We start from the raw sequence: 26,010 nt of genomic DNA, 5'->3' as shown, positions 1-26,010 counted from the left end.
GGCTTGCGGTATGCAGCTCAGTCGGATTACTTGACCAGGGTGCGCCATTCACCGTGGGCGGCAGTCTTGCCGGTCACCAGATCGAAGTAGGCCTTCTGCAGTTTCTCGGTCACCGGGCCGCGACGGCCGGCACCGATCTGGCGGCCATCGACTTCACGGATCGGGGTCACTTCGGCGGCGGTACCGGTGAAGAAGGCCTCGTCGGCGATGTACACCTCGTCGCGGGTGATGCGCTTCTCGACCACCTTGATGCCCAGCTCGCCGGCCAGGGTCAGGACGGTGTTGCGGGTGATGCCGTTGAGGCAGGAGGTCACTTCCGGGGTGTACACCACGCCATCCTTGACCAGGAAGATGTTCTCGCCCGAGCCCTCGGCCACGTAGCCTTCCGGGTCCAGCAGCATGGCCTCGTCGGCGCCACCGGAGATGGCTTCCTGAAGGGCCAGCATGGAGTTGATGTAGTTGCCGTTGGCCTTGGCGCGGGTCATGGCGATGTTGACGTGGTGACGGGTGTAGGAGCTGGTGCGCACCTTGATACCCGCTTCCAGCGCGGCTTCGCCCATGTAGGCGCCCCAGTGCCAGGCGGCGACGATGACGTGCACCTTCAGGCCGGAGGCGCGCAGGCCCATGCCTTCGCTGCCGAAGAACACCATGGGGCGCAGGTAGGCGCTTTCCAGGCCGTTCTCACGGACGGCGGCGCGCTGGGCTTCGTTGATCTCCTCCTTGGTGAAGGGGATCTGCATGTTGAAGATGTGGGCGGAGTCGAACAGGCGGTCGGTGTGGGCCTGCAAGCGGAAGATGGCGGTGCCGTCCGGGGTGTTGTAGGCGCGTACGCCTTCGAACACGCCCATGCCGTAGTGCAGAGTGTGGGTCAGGACGTGGGTGGTCGCATCGCGCCACGGCACCAGTTCGCCGTCATACCAGATCACGCCATCACGGTCGGCCATCGACATATTGCCAGCTCCTCAAGAGTTCGATTGATTCAGCACGGCGAGTGGGCAGGCAGTTAGCTCAAGCCCAACTCGCGCCAGATCCGCATCACGCCGTGGCGCTCCGCCTGGAACTGGTCCCCACTCACCACGCCGGGCTGCTTCTGCAGGGCCAGGCGATGCGCTGCGGAACGATAGGCCTTGTAGGCCTCCTGCAGCAGGCTGACGGTCTCGGCGGTCAGCAGTCCCACCGCGCCGAGACCATCCAGAATGCGGATGTTGTCGGTGTAGCGAACCAGCTCTGGATGCCGTCGCGACCAGGCGAGGGCCGCATATTGCACCATAAATTCGATATCGACGATACCGCCGGCGTCCTGCTTCAGATCGAACGGCGATGCGGCTTCGAAGGCATTCTCGCCGGTCCCGGCAGCGGTCGAGCGGCTGCCCAGGCTGTCGCGCATCTTGGCGCGCATCTCGCTCACTTCGCGGCGCAGGGTATCGATGTCGCGCTCGCGCCCGAGCACCGCAAGGCGGACCGCTTCGAAGGCCGACGCCACGCGCGGGCAGCCCACCAACACCCGCGCCCGCACCAGGGCCTGGTGCTCCCAGGTCCAGGCTTCGCTCTCCTGGTAGCGCTGGAAGGCGCCCAGGGAACTCACCAGCAGCCCTGCAGCACCGGAAGGCCGCAGGCGCATGTCCACTTCGTACAGGTCGCCGGAGGTGGTCTGGGTGGTCAGCAGGTGGATGATGCGCTGCCCCAGGCGGGTGAAGAACTGCGCGCCGTCGATGGGCTTGGCGCCGTCAGTCTCGGCCAGGGGATCGCCGTCGTGGATGAACACCAGGTCCAGGTCGGAGCCATGACCGAACTCGAGCCCGCCGACCTTGCCGTAGCCAACGATGATGAAGTCCGGGTCGCAGGCCGAGCCATCGGCCCGACGCGGCGTGCCGTGGCGCGCCACGGTGTGGCGCCAGGCCAGGGCCAGCACCTGGTCGAGGATCGCCTCAGCCAGCCAGGTCAGGTAGTCGCTCACCTTCATCAGGGGCAACGTGCCGGCGATTTCCGAGGCCGCGACCCGCAGGCTGTGGGCCAGCTTGAAGTGCCGCAGCGCTTCCATCTGCTGTTCCAGGTCGTCTTCCGGAATCCGCGTCAGGCGTTCACGCAGCTCGGCCGCCAGTTCGGGTGCCAGCGGCGGGTGATAGAGACGCCCTTCGTTCAACAGCTCGTCCAGCAGCAACGGGTAGCGGGCGATCTGCTCGGCGATCCAGGGGCTGGCGGCGCAGAGGGTGATCAGGCGTTCCAGGGCGCCCGGGTTCTCAGTCAACAAGACCAGGTAGGCAGAGCGGCGCGCGACCTTTTCCACCAGCGGCAATACCCGCTCCAGCACCAGGTCGGGGGTGGCATGCTCGACGGTCATTGCCAGCAGCCGGGGAATAAAGGCGTCCATCCGCTCGCGCCCCAGGCGCTGCATGGCACGCAGCTGGGGGCCGTTGCGCAGGTCGGTGAGGCGCTTGAAGGCGGCCGGGGCATCCCGGAAACCCGCCTCCTCCAGTTGGCGCTCGGCGCTTTCAGGGTCCAACGCCTCCTCCCAGAGCGGCAGCCATTCGGCACCGATGCAGGCTTCACAGACACCGCCAGCCTCGTCCTCATCGGGATCGGCAATCACTTGCTGGAAATGCCACTCCACCCGGCCACGCCAGAACATCAGGCGCTCATGGAACGCCGCCCAGTCGTCGAAGCCCATGATGAAGGCAACGCGTGCGCGGTCCAGCTCGTCGTCCGGCAGCATCTGGGTCTGGCGGTCAGCGATGGCCTGCAGGGCGTGCTCGGTGTAGCGCAGGAAGGCATAGCCTTCGCGCAACTCATCGACCACCTTGCCGGGCAGGTAGCCCTGGCCCGCGAGTGTGGCCAGGACCTTCAGCAGCGGACGCTGCTGCAGGCTGAGGTCGCGCCCGCCATGGATGAGCTGGAAAGCCTGGGCGATGAACTCCACCTCGCGGATGCCACCCGAGCCGAGCTTGACGTTCTCGGTCATGCCCTTGCGGCGGACTTCCTGCTGGATCAGTTGCTTCATCGAGCGCAGCGCCTCGATGGCGGAGAAGTCCAGGTAGCGGCGGTAGACGAACGGCCGCAGCATCTCCAGCAGTTGCGCCCCGGCGACCGGGTCGCCCCCCACCACACGGGCCTTGATCATCGCGTAGCGCTCCCAGTCCCGCCCCTGGTCCTGGTAGTACTGCTCCAGCGCATTGAAGCTGAGCACCAGCGCGCCGGAGGAACCGTAGGGGCGCAGGCGCATGTCGACACGGAACACGAACCCATCGACGGTGATGGCGTCCAACGCCTTGATCAGGCGCTGCCCGAGGCGGATGAAGAACTCCTGGTTGTCCAGCGCACGGCGCGCGCCTTCCGTCTCGCCGCCCTCCGGGTAGCCGAAGATCAGGTCGATGTCGGAGGACAGGTTCAGCTCATGCGCCCCCAGCTTGCCCATGCCCAGGATGACCATGTGCTGCGGCTGCCCCGACCGTCGGCCCATGGGCGTACCGAACTGGGCGCAGTGGCGCGGGTAGAGCCAGTGGTAGGCACGATCGATACAGGCGTCAGCGAGGTCGGAGAGGTCGCGGCAGGTTTCGGCGAGATCGGCCTGGCGAGTCAGGTCGCGCCAGATGATGCGCACCTGCTGCTGGTTGCGAAAACGCCGCAGGCAGCGGCCTAGCGCCTCATCGTCTGCGCAATCGACAAGGAGCTCATCAATTTTTGTACACAATTCTCCGGATTCGAGTGTACATTCAAGCCCGCCCGACTCCACCAACTGCACCAGCAGGGCCGGATCGCGACGCACCTGTTCAGCCACGAAGTCACTGGCTGCACAGACCCGGCGAAACGCCTCCCAGCGTGCCTCGGGCCACTGCTCGAAGGTCGCGCGCAGCGACTCGGGGAGGTGCTCGAGCCCGGCAAGAAAGCTGGTGCGAGCGCGCTCGGCAAGGGGTTGCAGCAGGTGGGGCAGGGCGACAAGCGGGGGCAGGCTCATGGTCTATCCTGTGATCGGCGCGCGCCGGGCCTCGGTTCCAGAGGCCTCGCATCGTGGACCTGTAGTTTTACTACGAAAGATTGTGCCCAGAGAGCTGAATCCGCCGTCGATTTGTAGTAAAACTACACAAGGCCGGTTCGACCCCCCGGTTAATCCAAGAATTAGCTTCTGCCTGCCCAAAAGGCCGGCAGTGAACATAGGCATCCGATTCTGGAAGCCTTTCCGCCCTGGAGCAAGCCATGCAAGACCTCGATACCGTCGAAACCCAGGAATGGCTGGACGCCCTGGAGTCCGTACTCGACAAAGAAGGTGAAGACCGCGCGCACTACCTGCTGACCCGCATGGGTGAGCTGGCCGCCCGCAGCGGCACCAAGCTGCCCTACTCCACGACTACGCCGTACCGCAACACCATCCCGGTCTCCCACGAAGCACGCATGCCGGGTGACCTGTTCATGGAGCGCCGCATTCGCTCCCTGGTGCGCTGGAACGCACTGGCGATGGTGATGCGTACCAACCTCGAAGACCCGGACCTGGGCGGCCACATCTCCAGCTTCGCCTCCTCGGCGACCCTCTACGACATCGGCTTCAACTACTTCTTCCAGGCTCCCACCGAGGAGCACGGCGGCGACCTGATCTTCTACCAGGGCCACGCCAGCCCCGGCATCTACGCCCGCGCCTTCATGGAAGGCCGCCTGAGCGAAGAACAGATGCAGAACTTCCGTCGCGAAGTCGACGGCAAGGGCCTCTCCTCCTACCCGCACCCGTGGCTGATGCCGGACTTCTGGCAGTTCCCCACCGTGTCCATGGGCCTCGGCCCGATCCAGGCGATCTACCAGGCCCGCTTCATGAAGTACCTGGAAGCCCGCGGCTTCATCCCCGCTGGCAAGCAGAAGGTCTGGTGCTTCATGGGCGACGGCGAGTGCGACGAGCCCGAATCCCTCGGCGCCATCTCCCTGGCCGGCCGCGAGAAGCTGGACAACCTGATCTTCGTCATCAACTGCAACCTGCAGCGCCTCGACGGCCCGGTTCGCGGCAACGGCAAGATCATCCAGGAACTCGAAGGCGTGTTCCGTGGCGCCCAGTGGAACGTCAACAAGGTTGTCTGGGGTCGCTTCTGGGACCCGCTGTTCGCCAAGGACAAGGACGGCTCCCTGCAGCGCCGCATGGACGAAGTGGTCGACGGCGAATACCAGAACTACAAGGCGAAGGATGGTGCGTACGTCCGCGAGAACTTCTTCAACAGCCCCGAGCTCAAGGAAATGGTCCAGGACCTTTCCGACGACGAGATCTGGAAGCTGAACCGTGGCGGCCACGACCCGTACAAGGTCTACGCGGCCTACCACCAGGCCGTGAACCACACCGGCCAGCCCACCGTCATCCTCGCCAAGACCATCAAGGGCTATGGCACCGGTGCCGGCGAAGCGCAGAACACCGCCCACAACACCAAGAAGGTGGACGTGGACAGCCTGCGCCAGTTCCGCGACCGCTTCGACATCCCGGTCCGCGACGAAGACCTGGAAAAACTGCCCTTCGTACGCCCCGAGCCGGGCAGCGCCGAGCACAAGTACCTGCATGAACGCCGTGCCGCCCTGGGTGGCTACGTGCCCCAGCGCCGTGCCAACAGCTTCAGCATCCCGACTCCGCCGCTGGATACCCTCAAGGCCATCCTCGACGGCACCGGCGACCGCGAAATCTCCACCACCATGGCCTTCGTGCGCATCCTCGCGCAGCTGGTCAAGGACAAGGAACTCGGCCAGCGCATCGTCCCGATCATCCCGGACGAAGCCCGTACCTTCGGTATGGAAGGCATGTTCCGCCAGCTGGGCATCTACTCCTCTGTCGGCCAGCTCTACGAGCCCGTCGATAAGGACCAGGTGATGTTCTACAAGGAGGACAAGAAGGGCCAGATCCTCGAAGAGGGCATCAACGAGGCGGGCGCCATGTCCTCGTTCATCGCGGCCGGTACCTCCTACAGCAACCACAACCAGCCGATGCTGCCGTTCTACATCTTCTATTCGATGTTCGGCTTCCAGCGCATCGGCGACCTGGCCTGGGCGGCCGGCGACAGCCGTGCCCGTGGCTTCCTGATCGGCGGCACCTCCGGCCGGACCACCCTCAACGGCGAAGGCCTGCAGCACGAGGACGGTCACAGCCACATCATGGCGGCCACCATCCCCAACTGCCGCACCTACGACCCCACCTACGGCTACGAGCTGGCGGTGATCGTGCGTGAAGGCATCCGCCAGATGACCGAAGAACAGCAGAACGTCTTCTACTACATCACCGTGATGAACGAGGCCTACCAGCAGCCCGCGCTGCCCGAAGGCACCGAGGAAGGCATCATCAAGGGCATGTACCTCCTCGAAGAGGACAAGAAGGAGGCCGCGCACCACGTGCAGCTGCTGGGCTCCGGCACCATCCTGCGCGAAGTCCGCGAAGCCGCGAAGATCCTGCGTGACGAGTACAACGTCGCCGCCGACGTCTGGAGCGTCACCAGCTTCAACGAACTGCGTCGCGACGGCCTGGCCGTGGAGCGTCGCAACCGCCTGCACCCGGAGCAGAAGCCGCAGCAGACCTACGTCGAGCAGTGCCTGACCGGCCGCAAAGGCCCGGTCGTCGCCTCCACCGACTACATGAAGCTGTTCGCCGACCAGATACGCCAGTGGGTTCCGAGCAAGGAATACAAAGTGCTCGGCACCGACGGCTTCGGCCGCAGCGACAGCCGCAAGAAGCTGCGCCACTTCTTCGAAGTGGACCGCTACTGGGTTGTGCTGGCCGCCCTGGAAGCCCTGGCAGACCGTGGCGAGATCGAACCGCGCGTAGTGGCCGAGGCCATCGCCAAGTTCGGCATCGACCCCGAAAAACGTAACCCGCTGGACTGCTAAGGAGCGTAGCGATGAGTGAGTTGATTCGCGTACCCGACATCGGCAGCGGCGAAGGTGAAGTGATCGAACTGTTCGTCAAGGTCGGCGACCGCATCGAAGCCGACCAGAGCCTGCTGACCCTGGAGTCCGACAAGGCCTCCATGGAGATCCCCGCGCCCAAGGCCGGGGTGATCAAGAGCCTCAAGGTCAAGCTCGGCGACCGCCTGAAGGAAGGCGACGAACTGCTGGAACTGGAAGTCGAAGGTGCCGCCGCAGCCCCGGCTCCAGCTGCTGCCCCGGCCGCCAAGGCCGAGGAAAAGCCCGCTGCCGCACCGGCCCCGGCAGCAGCCCCGGCTGCTTCGGGCGCCAGCGTGCAGGACGTTCACGTGCCGGACATCGGCACCAGCGGCAAGGTCAAGGTCATCGAAGTCATGGTCAAAGCCGGTGACACCGTCGAGGCCGACCAGTCGCTGATCACCCTGGAGTCCGACAAGGCCTCCATGGAGATCCCCTCCCCCGCCGCCGGCGTGGTGGAGAGCGTCATCGTCAAGCTGGACGACGAAGTCGGCACCGGCGACCTGATCATCAAGCTGAAGGTCGCGGGTGGCGCTGCTGCCCCGGCACCGGCCCAGGCCGCTGCACCTGCCGCCGCGCCGGCACCGGCTGCCGCCCCCGCAGCAGCGCCGGCTGCCTCGGCCGCCAGCGTGCAGGACGTCCACGTGCCGGACATCGGCACCAGCGGCAAGGTCAAGGTCATCGAAGTCATGGTCAAGGCCGGCGACACCGTCGAAGCCGACCAGTCGCTGATCACCCTGGAATCCGACAAGGCCTCCATGGAGATCCCCTCTCCCGCCGCCGGCGTGGTGGAAAGCGTCATCGTCAAGCTGGACGACGAAGTCGGCACCGGCGACCTGATCCTCAAGCTCAAGACCGCAGGCGCCGCCGCGGCTGTCGAGCCGGCCGTCCAGCAGCAACCGCTGCACCGCGTACCGGAAGGCGCCCACCCGGTGGCCGCCGCCGAGGTCTCGGCGATTGCCTCGCTGTCCGCCGCCGCCGCCAACACCACCGGCGTACCGGCCCGCTCCAGCGGTGCCAAGGTCCACGCCGGCCCGGCGGTTCGCCAGCTGGCCCGCGAGTTCGGCGTCGACCTGGCGGCCGTTCCGGCCACCGGCCCCCACGGCCGCGTGCTGAAGGAAGACGTGCAGGCCTACGTGAAGTCGGTCATGCAGAAGGCCAAGGACGCCCCGGCAGTTGCTGCCGCCGCGCCCACCGGTGGTGCCGGCATCCCGCCGATTCCCACCGTGGACTTCAGCAAGTTCGGTGAAATCGAAGAAGTGGCCATGACCCGCCTGATGCAGGTCGGTGCCGCCAACCTGCACCGCAGCTGGCTCAACGTGCCCCACGTCACCCAGTTCGACTCCGCCGACATCACCGAGCTGGAAGCTTTCCGCGTCGCCCAGAAAGCCGTGGCCGAGAAGGCGGGCGTCAAGCTCACCGTCCTGCCGCTGCTGCTCAAGGCCTGCGCCTACCTGCTCAAGGAACTGCCGGACTTCAACAGTTCCCTCGCCCCCAGCGGCAAGGCGCTGATCCGCAAGAAGTACGTGCACATCGGCTTTGCCGTGGACACCCCGGACGGCCTGCTGGTCCCGGTGATCCGCAACGTCGACCAGAAGAGCCTCCTGCAGCTCGCTGCCGAAGCCGCCGCCCTGGCCGAGAAAGCACGCACCAAGAAGCTCTCCGCCGACGACATGCAAGGCGCCTGCTTCACCATCTCCAGCCTCGGCCACATTGGCGGTACCGGCTTCACGCCGATCGTCAACGCGCCCGAGGTGGCGATCCTCGGCGTCTCCAAGGCCACCATGCAGCCGGTGTGGGACGGCAAGGCCTTCCAGCCTCGCCTGATGCTGCCGCTGTCGCTGTCCTACGATCACCGCGTGATCAACGGCGCCGCCGCCGCGCGCTTCACCAAGCGCCTCGGCGACGTGCTGGCAGACATCCGCACCATGCTGCTGTAACACCCTTTGCTTCATTGCGAGCACGTCAGGCTCGTACCTCAACCCCGCCGATTGGCGGGGTTTTTTTTGAGTGCGAAACAGAGGGGCAGACAACAACGACCCGCCGCGCAAATGCGCGGCAGGATGCAAGGCAAGGAAGAAGAAAAGAACGGGTGCCAAGGGCCGAGGAAGGCCCCGGAACTCAACCCTTCTGGACGTTGCGGATCAGGAAGCTCAGCGCCTTGGCCAGCTCGCCGGCGCCCTTCACGTCCCGCACGATGGTGAGCAGCGGCGCGTTGCTGCCCGGCGCATTGAAGGTGCAGCTGATGCCGCCACGCGGGCACTCGTAGCTGATGCTCGGATCGACGCCGAACACCGGCAGCAAGCGGTTGTGCACCGCCACCCCGGTGCCATTGGCGGCACGGGTTTCCTCGCGCAGCATCAGCTCCCCCGGGCGCGCCAGGCTGAGCTGGTAGCGCAGGTCCCGGCGATCCGCCTGGCCAACCTGGTAGCCGGCGCTCAAGGCGTAGGTGCTGAGCAGCGAATTGGCGTGTGCGAACAGCGCCTTGCGCTCATCGGAGGTCATGTACAGGCGCTTCAGCTCGGACAGGTAGCGCGCCTGTTCCTCGCTGCTCAGGGCCGGTTGCGTCTCCGCCGCGCGCGCCCCAACGGAAAAAAGCAGCCCGCACAGCAACAAAGCCCCACCCAGTTGTCTTGTCAGCCCCATCAGCATGATGCACCCTTGCCCGACGCCAAATTTTAGAAGTGGGCCGAGGCCCGAACTCGGCCAGCATACTGGAACCCACCCGCCCGATGAAAAGCCATCCCGATGCCGCCAGCCGTACGGTGGCCGAGGTTGTGACGCAGTTGCCAGTCCCTTCGCGGCTTGGCCTCATGCGTTTCGAGCGGCTGAACGAAGCCAGTTGGGCGATGCTCTTCCTCGATGCCAGTTGCGAACGCCACATCGGCCTGCCCGCCACCGAACTCTGCGCCCTGGTGGGCTCGCCCTACGCCAGCCTGATGAGTCCCGAGTCGCGCTACCGGCTGCATGACGACATCCAGCAGCAACTGGTCTCCGGCGCCAACTACCAGGTGCACTACCCGCTTCACGGCCCCGATGGCGTGCTCCAGCTGCTGGAGATCGGCGAAGCCTTCCAGCAGCACGGCCGGCAGCTGCTGCGGGGCTACCTGCTGCTGGTGGACACCCCGGTCGAGGAATCCGACCACGCCCAGCAGATCCAGGAGCTGGAAGCCCAGAACGCCCGCCTCAAGAGTTCCCTGGAGCTGTACCAGCGCTCCCAGGAAGACCACCTGCAGCACCTCATCCGCTCCCGCGCCCAGCAGAGCCTCATCGTCCGCCTGGCCCGCCACCGCTACAGCGCGGGTGACCCGGCGCAGGAAGCCGCGCGGCTGATCACCCAGGCCGCCTGCGAAGCCTACGAAGTCGCCCGCGCCTCCTTGTGGATGCTCGAAGACACCACCCTGCGCCCGGTCAGCCGCTACCTGCGCGACCAGGGGCACCACGAACTGCCGCCGGCGATGGACGTCAGCCGTTTCCCGCGCTACCTGGAGGCCCTGCACAGCGGCCGCGCCATCGACGCCCACAGTGCCCAGCGCGACCCCCGCACCAGCGAGCTGCAGGAGGAATACCTCAAGCCCTCCGGCGTCGTCGCCCTGCTCGACGCCAGCGTGCGCATCGGCGGTGAAGTGGTCGGCGTGCTGTGCCTGGAACACACCGGCGCACCCCGTGTCTGGCAAAGCGACGAGATCGCCTTCGCCGGCGAACTGGCCGACCAGTTCGCCCAGGTGCTGGTCAACCAGCAGCGCCTCGACGCCACCACCGCCCTGCACCTGTTCCAGCGCGCGGTCGAACAGAGCGCCAGCGCCTTCCTGCTGGTGGACCGCGACGGCCTGGTGGAATACGTCAACCCCAGCTTCACCGCTATCACCCAGTACAGCGCCGACGAAGTCCATGGCCGCCGCCTCTCCGACCTGCCCGCCCTGGAGAACCTCAGCGACCTGCTGTTCGATGCCCGCTCCAGCCTCAGCACCTGCAACAGCTGGCAGGGCGAGTTCCGCAGCCGCCGCAAGAACCTCGAGCCCTACTGGGGCCAGTTGTCCATCTCCAAGGTGTTCGGCGAGAACGGCGAGCTGACGCACTACATCGGCATCTACGAAGACATCACCCACAACAAACTGGCCCAGCAGCGCATCGAGAAGCTGGCCTACACCGACAACCTCACCGGCCTCGGCAACCGCCCCTACTTCATCCGCAGCCTCGAAGAGCGCTTCCGCCACGAACAGGAGTCGCCTCTCTGCCTGCTGCTGGTGGACATCGACAACTTCAAGCGGATCAACGACAGCCTCGGCCACCAGACCGGCGACAAGCTCCTGGTCAGCCTCGCCCGGCGCCTGCGCAACACCCTGAGCCCCGGCGACATCCTCGCCCGCTTCGCCAGCAACGAATTCGCCGTACTGCTCGACGGCGCCGACCTGGAGACCGGCCAGAAGACCGCCGGCCAGATCCTCCGCACCTTGGACAAACCCCTGTTCGTCGACAACCAGCTGATCAGCGTCACCGGCTCCCTCGGCCTCGCCTGCGCCCCCCAGCACGGGCGTGACCCGCAGACCCTGATGAAGCACGCCGGCCTCGCCCTGCACAAGGCCAAGGCCAACGGCAAGCACCAGCTGCAGCTGTTCACCGAGACCCTCAACGCCGAAGCCAGCTACAAGCTCTTCGTCGAGAACAACCTGCGCCGCGCCCTGGCGCAGAACGAGCTGGAAGTCTTCTACCAGCCCAAGCTGTGCCTGCGCAGCGGCCAATTGCTCGGTATGGAAGCGCTGCTGCGCTGGCAGCATCCCGAGCGCGGCATGATCCGCCCGGACCAGTTCATCAGCGTCGCCGAAGAGACCGGGATGATCATCCCCATCGGCAAATGGGTGATCCGCGAAGCCTGCCGCATGAGCCGTCGCCTCAGCGCCGCCGGTCTCGGCCAGGTGCAGGTCGCCATCAACCTCTCGCCCAAGCAGTTCAGCGACCCCGACCTGGTGGGCTCCATCGCCGCCATCCTCCAGGAAGAGGAACTGCCCCCCGCGCTGCTGGAACTGGAGCTGACCGAAGGCCTGCTGCTGGAGGCCACCGACGACACCCGCCTGCAGCTCAACCGCCTCAAGGCACTCGGGCTCACCCTGGCGATGGACGACTTCGGCACCGGTTACTCCTCCCTGAGCTACCTGAAGAAGTTCCCCATCGACGTCATCAAGATCGACCGCAGCTTCATCAACGACATCCCCGACAACTCCGACGACATGGAAATCACCGCCGCCGTGATCGCCATGGCCCACAAGCTCAAGCTCAAGGTCGTCGCCGAAGGCATCGAAACCGCCGCGCAGCTGGGCTTCCTACGCCGCCAGCGCTGCGATGTCGGCCAGGGCTACCTGTTCGACAAGCCCATTCCCGGCGCCCAGCTCATTGAGAGCCTGCACCGCTACCCCTGCCGCACGGCTCACTGACGCCGCTGTAACATCAGGCCCCGAAGCGGGTCTATCGACCAGCCCCATCCTCAGGAGAACGCCATGGTCCTGCGCTCACAGATCCTCGCCCACAAGATCGAACTGCCCACCGCCGCCCAGGCGCTGCCCGGCCGTGAGACCCCGATGCCGGTGCCCGAAGCTCATTACGTCAACGGCCACCCGCTGCAAGCGCCCTTCCCCGCCGGGCTGGAACAGGCCGTGTTCGGCCTCGGCTGCTTCTGGGGCGCCGAGCGGCGCTTCTGGCAACAGGAAGGGGTCTGGAGCACCGCCGTCGGCTACGCCGGAGGCCACACCCCCAACCCCACCTATGACGAAGTCTGCTCCGGCCTCACCGGGCACACCGAAGTGGTGCTGGTGGTGTTCGACCCGCGCGTGATCAGCTACGAACGGCTGCTCGCCGTGTTCTGGGAAGCCCACAACCCCACTCAGGGCATGCGCCAGGGCAACGACATCGGCACCCAGTACCGCTCCGCGATCTACTGCACCAGCGACGCCCAACTCCAGGCCGCCCGTGCCAGCGAAGCGCGTTTCCAGGCCGAACTGGACAAGGCAGGCTACGGCGCCATCACCACCGAGATCGCCGAAGCACCGGCCTTCTACTACGCCGAGGCCTACCACCAGCAGTACCTGGCCAAGAACCCCAACGGCTACTGCGGGCTGGGCGGCACCGGCGTCTGCCTGCCGGCCTGACCCCGAGTGCTGATCGCCCCCTGAGCGCCGCAGCGGAAACGCCATCGGCGCTGCGGAAGTCTGCTAGCCCTCGGCGATCAGCCAGTCCAGCCGCCAGTCGCCCTGGCTCTGGGCCAGTTCACCGGCCAGCCAGGGCAGCACCTCGCGCAGCTCCTCCTCCAGGCCCCACGGCGGGTTGGCGATGGCCAGCCCCGAACCGTTCAGGCCGATGCTGTTGTCCGTCGGGTGCACCATCAGCTCCGCCCGCAGCAGCTTGGGCGCACCGGACGCCGACAGCCCCTGGTAGAAGCGCTTCAGCTGGCGCTCGTCCTTGATCGGGTACCAGATCGCCACCACCGTCTGGCGCATCCGGCCAATCGCCTCCTTCAGCGCCGTCACGCAGCGCTCCAGGTCATCGGCCTGTTCGAACGGCGGATCGATCAGCATCAGCGCGCGCTTCTCCGCCGCCGGCAGCAGCGCCCGCGGCAGGTGCCAGCCATCACCGAGGCGCACCGTCACCCGGCGATCACCGGCCATGTTCTCCTTCAGCGCCTGGCCGTCTTCCGGGTGCATCTCGTTCAGCACCAGGCGGTCGTGGGGGCGCATCAGCCGGCGCGCCACCTCCGGCGAGCCCGGGTAGTAGCGCAGCGTACCCGACGGGTTCAGCGCGGCCACGGTGCCAAGGTAGTCCGCCAGCGGAGCCGGCAGGTCGTCGCGGCCCCACAGCCGGCCGATGCCCTCCTCCCATTCGCCGGTGCGGCTGGCCTGGTCGCCGGCCAGGTCATAGAGGCCGACCCCGGCATGGCTGTCCAGGTAGGCGAAGGGGGCGTCCTTGCGCGACAGCAGGGCGATCATCCGGGCCAGGGCCAGGTGTTTGAGCACGTCGGCGTGGTTGCCGGCGTGGAAGGCGTGACGGTAGTTCATGGCATGGTTTCCTCGCGAGGCGCGCAGTTTACCAGCCGCGACCCAGGCCGGGTTTGGCCGCTGCATCACCCTCATGGATGTTGCTAGGCGGCCTTCATTCACCAATCTAGACTCCGGGCATTCCACCGGAGACCGACCATGTCCGAGACCCTGCTCAGCTCCCGCAACCTGGCCTTCGAACTCTATGAAGTGCTCGATGCCGAAGCCCTGACCCAACGCCCGCGCTTCGCCGACCACAACCGCGAGACCTTCGACGCCGCCCTCGCCACTGCGCGCGGCATCGCCGAAGAGCTCTTCGCCCCGCACAACCGCAAGAACGACGAGCACGAACCGCAGTACGTCGACGGCGCCGCCCAGTTGATCCCCGAGGTCAAGCCCGCGCTGGAAGCCTTCATCGAAGCCGGCTTCCTCAACGCCACCCGCGACTTCGAAGTCGGCGGCATGCAGCTGCCCAACCTGCTGTCCCAGGCCTGCTTCGCCCACTTCCAGTCCGCCAACGCTGGCACCGCGTCCTACGCCATGCTCACCATGGGCGCCAGCAACCTGATCGAAAGCTTCGGCAGCGAAGAGCAGAAGGCCCGCTTCCTCGCCCCCATGATCGAAGGCCGCTACTTCGGCACCATGGCGCTCACCGAGCCCCACGCCGGCTCCTCCCTGTCGGACATCCGCACCCGCGCCGAACCCCAGGCCGACGGCACCTACCGCCTCAAGGGCAACAAGATCTTCATCTCCGGCGGCGACCAGCCGATCTCCGAGAACATCGTGCACATGGTCCTGGCCAAGCTGCCGGACGCCCCGCCCGGCGTGAAAGGCATCAGCCTGTTCATCGTCCCCAAGTTCCTGGTCAACGACGACGGCAGCCTCGGCAAGCGCAACGACGTCATCCTCGCCGGCCTGTTCCACAAGATGGGCTGGCGCGGCACCACCTCCACCGCGCTCAACTTCGGCGACAACGGCGAATGCGTCGGCTACCTGGTGGGCAAGCCCCACCACGGCCTGTCCTACATGTTCCAGATGATGAACGAGGCCCGCATCGGCGTCGGCATGGGCGCCATCATGCTCGGCTACGCCGGCTACCTGTACTCACTGGACTACGCCCGCAACCGGCCCCAGGGCCGCCACGCGGACGGCAAGGACCCGAGCAGCCCACAGATCCCGATCATCCAGCACACCGACGTACGCCGCCTGCTGCTCACCCAGAAGGCCTACGTCGAAGGCGCCTTCGACCTCGGCCTGTATGCCGCGCGCCTGTTCGACGACACCCAGACTCTCGCCGACGACAGCGCCCGCCAGCAGGCCCACGAACTGCTCGACCTGCTCACCCCCATCGTCAAGTCCTGGCCCTCCGAGTTCTGCCTCAAGGCCAACGAACTGGCCATCCAGGTCCTCGGCGGCCACGGCTACACCCGCGAATACCCGGTGGAGCAGTACTACCGCGACAACCGACTCAACCCCATCCACGAAGGCACCCACGGCATCCAGTCCCTCGACCTGCTCGGGCGCAAGCTGGCGCAGAACAACGGCGCCGGCCTGAAGCAGCTCAACCGCCTGATGAACGAGACTTGCCAGCGCGCCGCCGCCCACAGCGAACTGGACGCCCTGCGCCAACCGCTCGAGCAACTGCTCGCCCGCCTCTCCACCGTCACCCTCGCCCTGCTCGGCGACCTGATGCAGGGCAAGGTCGCCCAGGCCCTGGCCAACTCAGCGCTCTACCTCAACAGCTTCGGCCACGCCGTCATCGGCTGGCGCTGGCTGGAACAGGCCATCCGCGCGCAGGAAGGCCTGGCCAACGGCAACCCCGCCGACACCGAGTTCTACAAAGGCAAACTGCAGGCCGCCCGCTTCTTTCTCACCTGGGAAGTGCCCGGCGTCCACCACGCCCTGGCCATCCTCGAAGCCCGCGACGACACCTGCCTGGGCATGCAAGCCGACTGGTTCTGAGTCCAACCGGACCTTTCACGCCCCGCGCACATGCGGGGCTTTTTTATGGCTTGCTATCTTCTGAATTTAAACGCATTTACCGATAGGCTTATCAAAGATATCAGCCAGCTAATAGCCGCCTAACCTCATGATCCACTCTTTCATGCGCCTGCCTTTCCAACGGCTGGGAGCTATAGACAAGAAAAACCCCATCACCCAGCAAGTAAACAGACTCCACCTTCCCGCTTAACCTCTCGACAACCTCCTCAGGAGACAAATCAAATGCTCGCCCACAAAGTTCTCGATCAAAATAATTTATAGCATTAATCCGATAAACCCCATCTCTACCATTAACATCCCTCCCAGTCTCATCACATCTCTCTACCACTTTTGGCCAGTCACTCCTTGTAATCTCCCAGTTATGCACAGTCGCCCTGTAACACTCAAAAGCCATTATATAAACCGGCAAAAAATCAACCACACTTTTGAGACTTAATTTCCTAGAGGAAAACTCGACAAACAAAGTATCATCATTCTGGGAGCTATCCTCCAAATAACCACGCCCCCTATACATATATGTCAAGCGACCTTTTATGCCGACACCTAGAGATTTATCCAAAGAAATAGCAATCAATAATTCCGAGCCTATATCTGGAAGCTCACCTAACCCTTCTAAATCCCACGACCGCCCGAGCCCAGCAATAGCACTCATAAACTTGCTATGCTTCTCCTCAAAGGGCTCATCAACTCTAGCCCTATGCCGCAATTCAATTTTGTATTTTTCCATCAATTGGCCACCCGCACCTTAATATTAGTAATACCTTGCTCAATCATAATATCCATAGCCCTATCAGCAGCACGCTGAGCTGGAAACTCAAATACTTCCTTAAATCCAGGGTCTTGCCTTAAAGCAATTGAAGCCCTTTGTAGACTTTGTAGTGGTCAACCCATCCCGGACAGTGGGTTAAGCTTTTCTTCGGCAACGGCGGGCGGTAGCCCGTCGTTGAATTGATTTGGCATGAGCCAGTTGTACCGGTGCATCAAGTAATGGCTGATATCCCGTTGAGCCTCGTGATGCGTCATGTACCCAGTCGCTGGAATGCACTCTGATTTCAGGCTGCGAAATAACCGCTCCATCGGTGAGTTATCCCAGCAGTTACCTCGACGGCTCATGCTCTGCTCCATCCGATATCGCCACAGCCGCTGCCGAAACAGGCGGCTTGCGTACTGGCTGCCCTGATCGGAATGAAACAGCACCTGCTGCGGTTTGCCTCGTTGCTCGTAGGCCATGTCCAGCGCCTTGATGACCAGCTCAGCATCCGGCTTGACGGAAAGTGCCCAGCCGATCACTCGCCTTGCATGCAGATCCAGCACCGCCGCCAGGTAATGCCAACGACCTTGCGCCCAGATGTAGGTGATGTCGCCGCACCAAACCTGGTTAGATCGTTCGGTGGTGAACTCGCGGTTCAGCCGGTTCGGGATATCTGGCCGCTCAACTGTAGCCTGCTTGTAAGCGTGCGAGCCTGGTTGCTTGCTGACCAGACCTAGCTCACGCATCAACCGGCGCACCCGAAAGCGGCCAATGCTTACGCCATCCTCACGCAACATACACAGAATGCTGCGGCTGCCAGCCGAGCCTCGACTCTGGCTGAACAACTGATTGACCTGACTGCGCAGGGCAACCCAGCGTGCATCAACACGGCAGCGCCCTAGACGATGGGCGTAGTAGCAAGACCGTGCCACGTCGAAGGCTGAACAGACCACTTCCACCGACTCCCGCTCACTCAACTGGTCTATCAGCGCGTACGATTGAACTCGTCCGACATCAAGAGAGCGGTAGCCTTTTTTAGGATCGCTTTCTCCCGTTCCAGTCGGTCGATCCTGGCTTCCAGTTCCTGGATTTTCTGCTGTTCGGGAGTCAATGCTTTGCTCTTCGGAGTAACGCCCTGGCGCTCCTCTTGAAGCTGCTTCACCCAGCGACGAAGCGCCGATTCAACCAGCCCCAGCGAGCGAGCTGCTTCGATATGGCTGTAGCCCTGATCGAGCACCAGACCAGCGGCCTCTCGTTTGAACTCGGGCGTAAAAGAACGACATTGCTTGGTCATCAGACACCTCTCTGTGGCGAGCATTCTCGCCCTAAATGGGTGTCCGGGATCAGTAGACCGCTACATCCCACTCTTTGCCTAAGCTATCTTTTGTGAAGTCAATACCGCCTGGGTTCTACGCAAACTGCCCGCTGAGCAATCCCGCGCTATTTATTTCGTTCTTTAGCTGAGTATTCGTACCAATTCTGACAGCTATTTGCATACCTAATCGACACCGATTCGCACGCAAATCCAACACCACACTGCTTCCAAAATCGCCAGCCAATCGCACGACTCCGACACTCATTCGAGTCCCCTGGTCTGTCCCGGTTCTTGGTCGAACTCGGCGCATGGATGATCGTGGCATCGACGATGGTGCCCTAGCGCAACGACAGCCCACGCTCGCCCAAGTGGTCGTTGATCACCGCCAGAATTCCCATAGCCAATCTGTGCTGCTCCAGCAGGTGGCGGAAATTCATGATCGTCGTGTCTTCCGGAATGCTGCCTTGGGTCAATGACAGTTGGGAAAACTGCCGCAGTGAGGTGATCTCATCAAGGGTTTCCTCCATGACCGGATCACTGAGGGCAAATCAGTTCTGCAGCAGGTAAATGCGCAACATGGTTTCCAGCGGATCGGGGGACGGCCATTGCCCGCCTTGGGGTAGTACGGCGCGATCAGCTACAACAGCCCGGCCCAGGGCACCACTTGCTCTGCCGAAACCAGAAACTATTCGCGTCGGTTCTGGTGGCGTTTGCCGACATAGTCGGTATCGGAAAAGCTCATCGGGGACATACAGAGCTCAGATTTTGCGGGGGTGTTATTTCAGCAGTTCGATCGAGACCTCTTCGGAATCCTTAGACCAAACCCAGCTCAGCCTTGATTTTATTATTCATCTTTAAGAAGTCCTCATAAGACAAATCAGGATCATCATTGAGAACCAGATAAACACCATGCAGAAATCTCTCCACTCTCTTAACCTTATTCGAAAGCCGAGAAACGACTTCATCAGCACCATACCCCAGTGCCCTCAAACAAAGCTCAGAATCCCAAAACTGCGCAGGGTAAAGAGTATAAATATTATTCCTACCATCAACATCCACAGCCGGATCATTCCTTAATTCATTATAGACCTGATTATCATCATTCAATCCTCCCTGATAATAAAACCCATATAAATCGTAAGAAGCATGAGCTTTGTACGCACAAAAAGCTTCAACTACAGCCAAAAAATCCTCATTCAAAACCTTACTATAATCAATAAATTTATTCGAAGCCCTAAAACCATAGCGCAAGTGCTCATCGAAAGAAGCAAGATCCTCATGAGGGTATCTATCACTGCGATATGTGTAATCCCCGATAAATCGAAGACCTCTTATAGGAAGTTTTACCGTATACGTAGCAACCAAGCCATCACCACAACTTGGCGCCTCCGGAAGATCAAGTCCTAAAAAACCAAGTGGACCTCCAAATTTAGACAACCTATTCATTAACTCAGAATGTCGCTGCTCTATCGTAATGAAACGATCTGGGCGAGCATAAAATGACAATTCAACTTCTGCCACATTCATGGAATTCTTGTCCTTGTGCTGACAACATCACCAAAACCGTTAGCTCTTATGAAGGCCTTAGCTTGTGCTTCAATTTTTTTATTCGGAAACTCATATACAACCTTGTACCCCGGATTTTGATCCAGCGCAGACTTAACACGCCGAAGAGTATCCATAACCGCTTTTTGTGTTTCAGCCCCCCAAATAGCCAATTTGGTTTTCGCATCAATCAGGAGAATATGTGAACCATCAACACCTTTCTCGACCCCATCAAACTTAATGAAATTAACCCCTTTTTCATTAGGATTAACATAGCGAAGTGCCGGAACCCCTAACTTTCCACTGGCCAGGTCTGTAAAGGCTCCACTGGTACCAGCTTGAAAAGCTTGCGCAGCAGGTTTACCTCTCGGACTCTCGGCCACATAAATTAATCCTTTGTGATCTCCTCCTAACGCTCTTGCCTCGGTTTCAGTAAGCACTCGAGTCTTGGTGTTAGGCAACAATTCATCTAGCTTACCCAAAATCCCTTTAGAGGGCCCTCCCCCAATGACTCCCAAGGCCAAATTAAGAAGCATTTCTTGCCGATAACCCGGATCTCTTAGCATGAAAGCATAGTTATCGGCCGCCTTCTCGACATCACCCTGATTCGTGTAAAGCAAAACCGAGGCCATATTCAGCTGCCACTGAGGAGCGGTCTTGTAACCTTCTTGGATGTAGCGTGGAGACGCAATATAAACCTTGTATTCAGAAGGTTCCATTATCATCCAAGGATGACCAGACGAATCTAGCAGCGTATAGCTAACTATACTTCCGTCACCGCCCTTATTAAGAGCGACATTTCCTAGCGACTCACTGGTAACACCTGCGACTTTAAGTACAGTAGCGCATCCGGCATCTGAAGGATTTTTATTACAAGCCTCATGTTGCTTTTCAAACTCACTCCAATGAGCCGTATAGTTGTACTGAGTCGAATTTTGCGAGACCCAAGACCCAACTTTTAGATCTTCTTCGCTCCCTCCTTGGCCTGCGGCAACCAATATCCCAATAACTTGGGAGTTCATTACGAGCAGACTTTTCTTCTGCTCTGACTCCATCTGGCCATACCAATCTGACAAGCGATCCACTAGCGCTTCGTTAACTCCGGCAGCCAATGCCCCGGCCCTGAAGCTCCCGCCAGCGGCTTCGGCAGCAAGCCCCCCCATGACGGCATGCAGGCCTATCTTGGCTAGACTTCCATCCTCAATATCCCACATCTCAGGCGCAGTTTTATCACCAACCCAGTTAAAACCTGCAGCTGCGAACGTGTTGGCAAGACTGCTACGCAGGACATCGCTGAGCGAGCCTTTTCCCCCTAAAGCACGATCAAGAATGGTTGAGGTACCATTCTGCAGCACCTGATTGCCAGCAAAACGACCGACACCTTCCAGACTGGAAAGGTCAACGGTGACCTTGCCGGTCAGTGGATCGGTCTTGGTCTGAAGAATCCCATCAAATAGCCCGGCCGTCAGACCCGCTGTCAATCCACCGACAGCGTAGTCGCGGACAGCCTCCTTGGACGTGACGTCTTTAATAACGGCATTCAAATTGCCTCGGTTGTTAATAGTGCTAACAGCTGCTTTCGACGCAACAGAACTGACAACTGTATTTGCAGCAGCTGCCTGCCAAGTACCTTGGGCAGCGCCTACCAAACCTGAACCAGCCCCCCACGTTAAGTAAGTGACGACGATGGCAATAATCATCGCAGCGCCACCACCTAGCCCGGAATGACTATATTTGAAAGAGTCGTGCACCTCCTTTACCCGCCGCCAGTCCACATCACCTCGCTGCTCCATTTCCTTGAGCCAAATTAGACCGGGATCAGCCTTAACCATTGCGTCGATGGTCTGCCTGACTGACTGTTGGTTGACCTCCTTAAGGTCTATTTTCAAGCCGTTCACGGCCTGAACCACCATACTACCCTTGGCTATTAATTGGCTCTGCAGCACCGTTTCATCGGTGTTGCCTTTGCCGCTCATGGAGTTCCAGACGAAGCTACTCTTGCTCTTCTCGTGGCTCTCCTGGTGCAGGTCTTTCACCGCTTCGAAGGCGATTTCGCCTCCGCTGTCCAGGGTCAGGTTGCCGCCGCTTTCGAGGCGAGCACGCTGATAGAGCTGGTCACCTTCGCTGGCAAGGGTCAGGTTGCCGCCACTGGTGATCTGGGTGCCGACGTTACGTACGTCGGTTACTTCGTCGCGGCGGGTTTCCTTGGCGCCGAAGCTGCCTTTGTTTTTCTTGTCGAAGAGGTGGTAGTCACTGTCCTGGGCGGCGAGCAAGGCAAGTTGCTCACCGGCATACAGGTAGGCTTCATCGCCTGCCTTGAGCTGACTGGCGGCGACCACCAGGTTGCCGCCAGCCTTGACGTTGAGGTCACCACCGGCCTCCACCACGGACGCCAGCTGGCGGACCTGGCTGTCCTCGGCCTGCACCTTCTTGCCCCCGCTCTTGCGGAAGCTCTCGTTGTGGGTTTCGTTGGCGGCGGCTGAGATGCTGACATCGCGCTGCGCTGTAAGAGCTACGTCGCCTGTGGCTTTTACATGGCTGGCTACAATGGCGATGTCTCGCCCTGCCGTGGCGGTGAGATTGCCGCCCACGTCCACTTCACTGCCGTACTGGGTAAGGCTACTGCTCTTGCCATAGCCCTTGCGGTCCCAGGTGTGGGTCCGGTTTTCGGCTTCAGCAGAAACCAGCAGCAGGTCACGCCCAGCGTTCAGGCGGGTATCCGCGCCGGACTTGAGGGCGCCGCCGATATTCTGCAGGTCATTGCCAGCTGTGATGCTCAGACCGTTGCCGGCCTCGATGCGGGCGGCATCATCGACGAAGCTCTGCTGGCGATCGCTGCGCTCGGTCTGGCTGCGATGAACCGTCACGCTGCGCTCGTTGATGACGTCCTTGCCGGCTGTGAGTGTTACGTCCTTGCCATTGATCACACCACCTTGGGCATTGCGGATGCTGCCTGTGGCCAGCAGCTGCAAGCGCTCGTTGGCTTGCATGAGACCGCTATTGGTGATGTCGCTCGCGGTGGCGGTCAGGTTCTGGGTGGCCCGTAGAGTGCCGCTGTTGTGCAGGTTCGAACCGCTGATCAGCGCGACGTTGCGCCCCTGGATAAGCGAGCCTCCAGGCGCCAGGCGGTCCTTGGCCTGTGCCAGGTAAAGCACCGGCACCAGGACCTTCTCACCTTGGACCTCGCGCTCTTCCATCCAGACGATATCGTGGGTCAGCGCTGCCACCTGCTCGGCAGACAGGCTGATGCCGGGCACCAGCTTCAGCGACTCCTTGCTGGCGATGGCGTTGTCCATCAGGTACTTGAACTGCGCCTCGTCGGAGGCCAGACCATCGAGCAGGCGCTTGCCGGTCCTCGCCACAACGGCGTCACGAATCAGGCGTTGCTCATAGAAACCATCACCCAGCCGCTTCTGCGCGGTCTCCGAGCTGTAGCCCAGCAGATCCAGCATGTAGGAAGAACTGAGGAAGCCGCCCAGGCTGGCGAAGGCCGGGTTGGTTTCGATCAGGTAGGGGTGCCCTGGGTTGCTGACGACGTGGAACATGCCGTTCTGGCCCTGCGGAAGGCTGAAGCTGGGCAGGGTCAGTGGGTCGACAGGCTTCTGCTGCAGATCCGGCGCAACCTGGGGATTGAGAGTGACCGTCGTGGCGACGTCCGTGCCCGGGGCACCGGTATCTACGCGCTTGCCGCCATTGACGAAGGTGAACGACGGCTTGATGTCAGTGTTGCCCAGTTGCTGCGTGGCATTGATCTGTACATCCCCACCCGCTTGCACCACCGCTCGGTAGCCCTGGGTTGTACCCGGGGTGTAGGTCGTGCCGAAGAATTCCGCGCTTTCGAAGTAGCTGGCCAGCATGCCGTTCACCGCCCCGGCGACATCGCCGCCGGAGGCGGGCCAGTAGGACTGGTTAAAGCTATTGACCGCCACGTCGATGTGACCGACCGAGCGCAGTCGAGGCGAGGTAACACGACGCTCGGTGACCGTTTCGCCGATCTCAGCCCCTATGCCGTTATAGGTATCGGCCTTGATCAGCAGGTTGCCGTTGGCGCCCATCAGGCTGAAGCGGTTGTTGACCACCTGTCCGGTCAGGGTCAGGTTCCCGCCTGCCAGCAATGAGGCACCACGCCCACTGGCAGTCGCCTCGGTACGGTCAATCTCGCGCAGGCGATAACGCACATTCCGCTTGCTGCCACCGCAGTTGGTGCAGTCTCGGTCATAGAACAGCGCTGCGACCTTGCGGCTGACGATGAGGTTCTCCACCTCGTGGGCGTTTTCAATGAGGTCAGCACGCAGGTTGATCTGCCCTTCGCTCTCGATCACGCCGGACAGGTTGCGGAAGGCTGCCGACTGCCCGCCCTTACCATCGCTATCAAAGATCAGGTCACCGATGCTGTAGAGATCGCCCCGCAGGTTGGTGAAACGCTGGCCCGCGAGCTTCAGGCCAGCGCCGGAATAGATCAGCCCGTCGGTGTTCTGCAAGGTATCAGCAGTCAGTTCCAGCCCCGTCCGGGCACCGAGCGTACCTTGGTTGTCGAGCACATTGGCTTTGAGGTTGAAGGTGCCATCGGATGTCACGACGCCCCGGTTGAGCAAGGTGCCACCGAGGGTGAAATCAGCCTTCCCAACGGCTGTGATCCGCGCGTTCAGCCCCAGATCAGCACCCTGGGCGGTAAAAGCCAGGGCCTGCTGCGTTACCAACTGGCCGTTACCGCTGTAGTGCCCGTCGAGTTGCAGGTCGATCGAGCCATCGGCACTGATCTTGCCGTCGTTCTGCCAATCACCTCCCCGAATGATCAAGTCGCTGGCTGACACCAGTTGCCCGGTGGCCGTCTGGGTGAAGCGGCCGACCTTGAGGTCGATGCGCTGGGCCTGCAGGAGGCTGCTGTTGGTCCAGTCGGCTACGTCGAGGCTGAGAGTGCCGTTGGTGAGGAAGCGGCCGCCGGCCTGGCCGGCGTCGGCCAGGTTGAGGCCGAAGCCCTGGTTGCCGACGTGGCGCAGGGTGCCGCCCTGGTTGCTGAGCTGGGTGCTGCTGAGGCGGAAGGCGGCGTTGCCGATTTCCACCAGGCCGTTGTCGTTGTCGAAGCGGCCGCCGAGGCGGAAGACGCTTTCGCCGCTGCTGCCCAGGGCGCGCAGTTTGCCGTTGGCGTTGCGGGCGTCGTTGAGGTCGAGGCTGAGGGTCTGCGCGGCTTCCACCAGGCCGCCGCTGTTGTCGAGCAGGCCGCCGAGGGTGAGGTCGAGGGTGTCGGCGCCGAGGCTGCCGCTGTGGTTGCGCAGGCTGTCGGCGTTCACCGTGAGGCTGTGCTTGGCCTGGATCTGGCCGTTGTCGTTGAGCAGTTCGCCGCGGGTGAGGCTGAGGTTGCCCTGGGTGGCGGTGATGTGGCCTTGGCTGTTGTCGAGGCGGGTGCGGGTGGTGAGGTCGACGCTGTCGCCCTGGAGGCGGCCTGCCGTGTTGTCGAGGGTGTCGCTGCGGGCGGTGAGGGTGCCGTTCTGGGCGATGAGGCGCCCTTGCTGGTTGCGCAGGCCCTGGGCGTCGACGGTCAGGGCGCCCTGGCCGGTGAGGAGTTTGCCGTTGCGGTTGTCGAGGGTGCTGGCGGTGGCCTTGAGTTCGCCGCTGTCGGCCTGGACGGTGCCGCTCTGGTTGTCCAGGACGGCGGTGTCGAGGGTGAGGCCGTCGGCCTTGGAGAGGATGAGGCCGTCCTGGCTGTTGTCGAGGCGGTCGCGGGCGGTGACGGTGAGGGCTTTGTTGGACGCGACGGTGCCACCGCGGTTGTCCAGCGCCTGGCCGTCGAGGGTCAGGTCCTGCCGGCCGATGAGTTGGCCGCCCTGGCGGTTGTCGAGGGTGCTGGCCTTGATCTGGGCGCTGCCGCTGGCGACCAGTTCGGCGCTCTGGTTGTCGAGGGTGGCGAGGTCGGTGGTGAGGCTGCCCTGGGCGTTTACGGTGCCACGGTTGCGCAGGGTGCCGCCCTGGATGTCGAGGACGCTGTCGGGGCGGGCGGTGTTGGCGCTGCCGTCACTGCGTACGCCGGCTTCGAGGCGACCGGGGTTGTCGATGTGGGTGGCGTTGAGGCGCAGGTCGCCGCCGGCGGCGAGGCGTTCCTGGTTGTCGAGGGTGCCGGTGGTGAGGCGGGCGTTGCCGCTGGCGTAGGTGCTTCGGGTGAGTTCGATGTCGGTGGCGTTGGCGGTGAGGTTGCCGCTGGCGGCGGTGCGCGCGAGGGTCAGCTTGCCATTGGCGTCGATCTGGATGTCGCCGCCGCTGGCGGCCATGTCGCCGGCCAGTTTGACGCCGACGCCCTGTTCGGTGCCGACGAGGCGGATGGCGCCGGCGTACATGCCGCCCAGGGCGCTGCTGTCGATGGCCAGTTGGGGTTTGTCGGTGCCGTCGTCGGCCTTGGCGGTGGCGGCGAGGGTGGTGGCGTCGACGTCGTTGCGGCCGGTGACCATTGCCAGTTGCCGGGCGTGCAGTTCGGCGTTGATCTGATC

Annotated in this window: 13 protein-coding genes and 1 pseudogene; 5 read left to right on the top strand and 9 right to left on the bottom strand. The window is 62.6% G+C overall.

The annotated features are described in order from the left end of the window. Positions 1 to 26: 26 nt before the first annotated feature. Both SZ55_RS02820 and glnE read right to left on the bottom strand, forming a co-directional pair. On the bottom strand, positions 27 to 950 hold the full coding sequence (locus tag SZ55_RS02820) for a branched-chain amino acid transaminase (protein WP_044400969.1): 924 nt from the start codon (positions 948 to 950) through the stop codon (positions 27 to 29). Between the two features lie 53 nt (positions 951 to 1,003). Continuing rightward, positions 1,004 to 3,952: a bifunctional [glutamate--ammonia ligase]-adenylyl-L-tyrosine phosphorylase/[glutamate--ammonia-ligase] adenylyltransferase gene (glnE, locus tag SZ55_RS02815; RefSeq protein ID WP_044400966.1), complete on the bottom strand. Its 2,949-nt coding sequence runs from the start codon at positions 3,950 to 3,952 to the stop codon at positions 1,004 to 1,006. Positions 3,953 to 4,191: 239 nt separating this feature from the next. On the opposite strand from glnE, the gene aceE reads away from it, so the two are divergent. Together aceE and aceF are read left to right on the top strand one after the other, a co-directional pair. Beyond that, positions 4,192 to 6,837 (top strand): pyruvate dehydrogenase (acetyl-transferring), homodimeric type, encoded by a 2,646-nt coding sequence (aceE, locus tag SZ55_RS02810; protein ID WP_044400963.1) that lies wholly within the window; start codon positions 4,192 to 4,194, stop codon positions 6,835 to 6,837. 11 nt (positions 6,838 to 6,848) lie between these two features. Next, entirely contained in the window at positions 6,849 to 8,831 is a 1,983-nt protein-coding gene (aceF, locus tag SZ55_RS02805; protein WP_044400960.1) for a dihydrolipoyllysine-residue acetyltransferase, read from the top strand. Between the two features lie 181 nt (positions 8,832 to 9,012). On the opposite strand, the gene SZ55_RS02800 is transcribed toward aceF, so the two are convergent. Then, entirely contained in the window at positions 9,013 to 9,543 is a 531-nt protein-coding gene (locus SZ55_RS02800) for a hypothetical protein (RefSeq protein ID WP_107328978.1), read from the bottom strand. Positions 9,544 to 9,623: 80 nt separating this feature from the next. On the opposite strand from SZ55_RS02800, the gene SZ55_RS02795 reads away from it, so the two are divergent. Together SZ55_RS02795 and msrA are read left to right on the top strand one after the other, a co-directional pair. Then, positions 9,624 to 12,323, top strand: coding sequence for a putative bifunctional diguanylate cyclase/phosphodiesterase (locus SZ55_RS02795; RefSeq protein ID WP_044400954.1), 2,700 nt, complete (start codon positions 9,624 to 9,626; stop codon positions 12,321 to 12,323). Positions 12,324 to 12,386: 63 nt separating this feature from the next. Beyond that, positions 12,387 to 13,034, top strand: a complete 648-nt coding sequence (gene msrA, locus SZ55_RS02790) for a peptide-methionine (S)-S-oxide reductase MsrA (RefSeq protein WP_044400952.1) — start codon at positions 12,387 to 12,389, stop codon at positions 13,032 to 13,034. 63 nt (positions 13,035 to 13,097) lie between these two features. Here the strand turns inward: msrA and SZ55_RS02785 are convergent, their stop codons facing one another. Beyond that, complete coding sequence (locus tag SZ55_RS02785; RefSeq protein ID WP_044400950.1) at positions 13,098 to 13,937, bottom strand: 23S rRNA (adenine(2030)-N(6))-methyltransferase RlmJ; 840 nt, start codon at positions 13,935 to 13,937, stop codon at positions 13,098 to 13,100. 138 nt (positions 13,938 to 14,075) lie between these two features. On the opposite strand from SZ55_RS02785, the gene SZ55_RS02780 reads away from it, so the two are divergent. Further along, on the top strand, positions 14,076 to 15,878 hold the full coding sequence (locus tag SZ55_RS02780) for an acyl-CoA dehydrogenase (protein WP_044400948.1): 1,803 nt from the start codon (positions 14,076 to 14,078) through the stop codon (positions 15,876 to 15,878). Between the two features lie 100 nt (positions 15,879 to 15,978). Here the strand turns inward: SZ55_RS02780 and SZ55_RS27250 are convergent, their stop codons facing one another. From SZ55_RS27250 to SZ55_RS02760, 5 genes and pseudogenes are all read right to left on the bottom strand, one after another. Further along, entirely contained in the window at positions 15,979 to 16,644 is a 666-nt protein-coding gene (locus tag SZ55_RS27250) for a hypothetical protein (RefSeq protein ID WP_082078132.1), read from the bottom strand. A 155-nt stretch (positions 16,645 to 16,799) separates the two neighbouring features. Beyond that, a protein-coding gene (locus tag SZ55_RS02775) for an IS3 family transposase (RefSeq protein WP_152644426.1) occupies positions 16,800 to 17,962 on the bottom strand; the annotation gives its coding sequence in 2 pieces (ribosomal slippage) (positions 16,800 to 17,707 and positions 17,707 to 17,962; 1,164 coding nt in all). A gap of 290 nt (positions 17,963 to 18,252) precedes the next feature. Further along, a pseudogene (locus tag SZ55_RS02765) lies at positions 18,253 to 18,665 on the bottom strand (IS5 family transposase); the annotation flags it as partial. Between the two features lie 131 nt (positions 18,666 to 18,796). Next, on the bottom strand, positions 18,797 to 19,510 hold the full coding sequence (locus SZ55_RS27845; protein WP_152644425.1) for a hypothetical protein: 714 nt from the start codon (positions 19,508 to 19,510) through the stop codon (positions 18,797 to 18,799). Then, complete coding sequence (locus SZ55_RS02760) at positions 19,507 to 25,971, bottom strand: DUF637 domain-containing protein (protein ID WP_236692383.1); 6,465 nt, start codon at positions 25,969 to 25,971, stop codon at positions 19,507 to 19,509. The genes SZ55_RS27845 and SZ55_RS02760 overlap by 4 nt, the downstream gene beginning before the upstream one ends. Between the last annotated feature and the right edge of the window lie 39 nt (positions 25,972 to 26,010).

Origin of the sequence: Pseudomonas sp. FeS53a (assembly GCF_000931385.1) — a bacterium.
In the GTDB taxonomy this organism is placed as follows: Bacteria; Pseudomonadota; Gammaproteobacteria; order Pseudomonadales; family Pseudomonadaceae; genus Metapseudomonas; species Metapseudomonas otitidis.
The sequence above is the reverse complement of the archived record's forward strand: the minus strand, read 5'-3'. Positions and strand labels throughout refer to the sequence as shown.

Coding starts and splice junctions, on each gene's coding strand:
- SZ55_RS02820 (WP_044400969.1), bottom strand. CDS start 950: ATGTCGATGGCCGACCGTGATGGCGTGATCTGGTATGACGGCGAACTG.
- aceF (WP_044400960.1), top strand. CDS start 6,849: ATGAGTGAGTTGATTCGCGTACCCGACATCGGCAGCGGCGAAGGTGAA.
- SZ55_RS27250 (WP_082078132.1), bottom strand. CDS start 16,644: ATGGAAAAATACAAAATTGAATTGCGGCATAGGGCTAGAGTTGATGAG.
- SZ55_RS02800 (WP_107328978.1), bottom strand. CDS start 9,543: ATGCTGATGGGGCTGACAAGACAACTGGGTGGGGCTTTGTTGCTGTGC.
- SZ55_RS02760 (WP_236692383.1), bottom strand. CDS start 25,971: ATGGTCACCGGCCGCAACGACGTCGACGCCACCACCCTCGCCGCCACC.
- SZ55_RS02795 (WP_044400954.1), top strand. CDS start 9,624: ATGAAAAGCCATCCCGATGCCGCCAGCCGTACGGTGGCCGAGGTTGTG.
- SZ55_RS27845 (WP_152644425.1), bottom strand. CDS start 19,510: ATGAATGTGGCAGAAGTTGAATTGTCATTTTATGCTCGCCCAGATCGT.
- SZ55_RS02780 (WP_044400948.1), top strand. CDS start 14,076: ATGTCCGAGACCCTGCTCAGCTCCCGCAACCTGGCCTTCGAACTCTAT.
- glnE (WP_044400966.1), bottom strand. CDS start 3,952: ATGAGCCTGCCCCCGCTTGTCGCCCTGCCCCACCTGCTGCAACCCCTT.
- aceE (WP_044400963.1), top strand. CDS start 4,192: ATGCAAGACCTCGATACCGTCGAAACCCAGGAATGGCTGGACGCCCTG.
- SZ55_RS02785 (WP_044400950.1), bottom strand. CDS start 13,937: ATGAACTACCGTCACGCCTTCCACGCCGGCAACCACGCCGACGTGCTC.
- msrA (WP_044400952.1), top strand. CDS start 12,387: ATGGTCCTGCGCTCACAGATCCTCGCCCACAAGATCGAACTGCCCACC.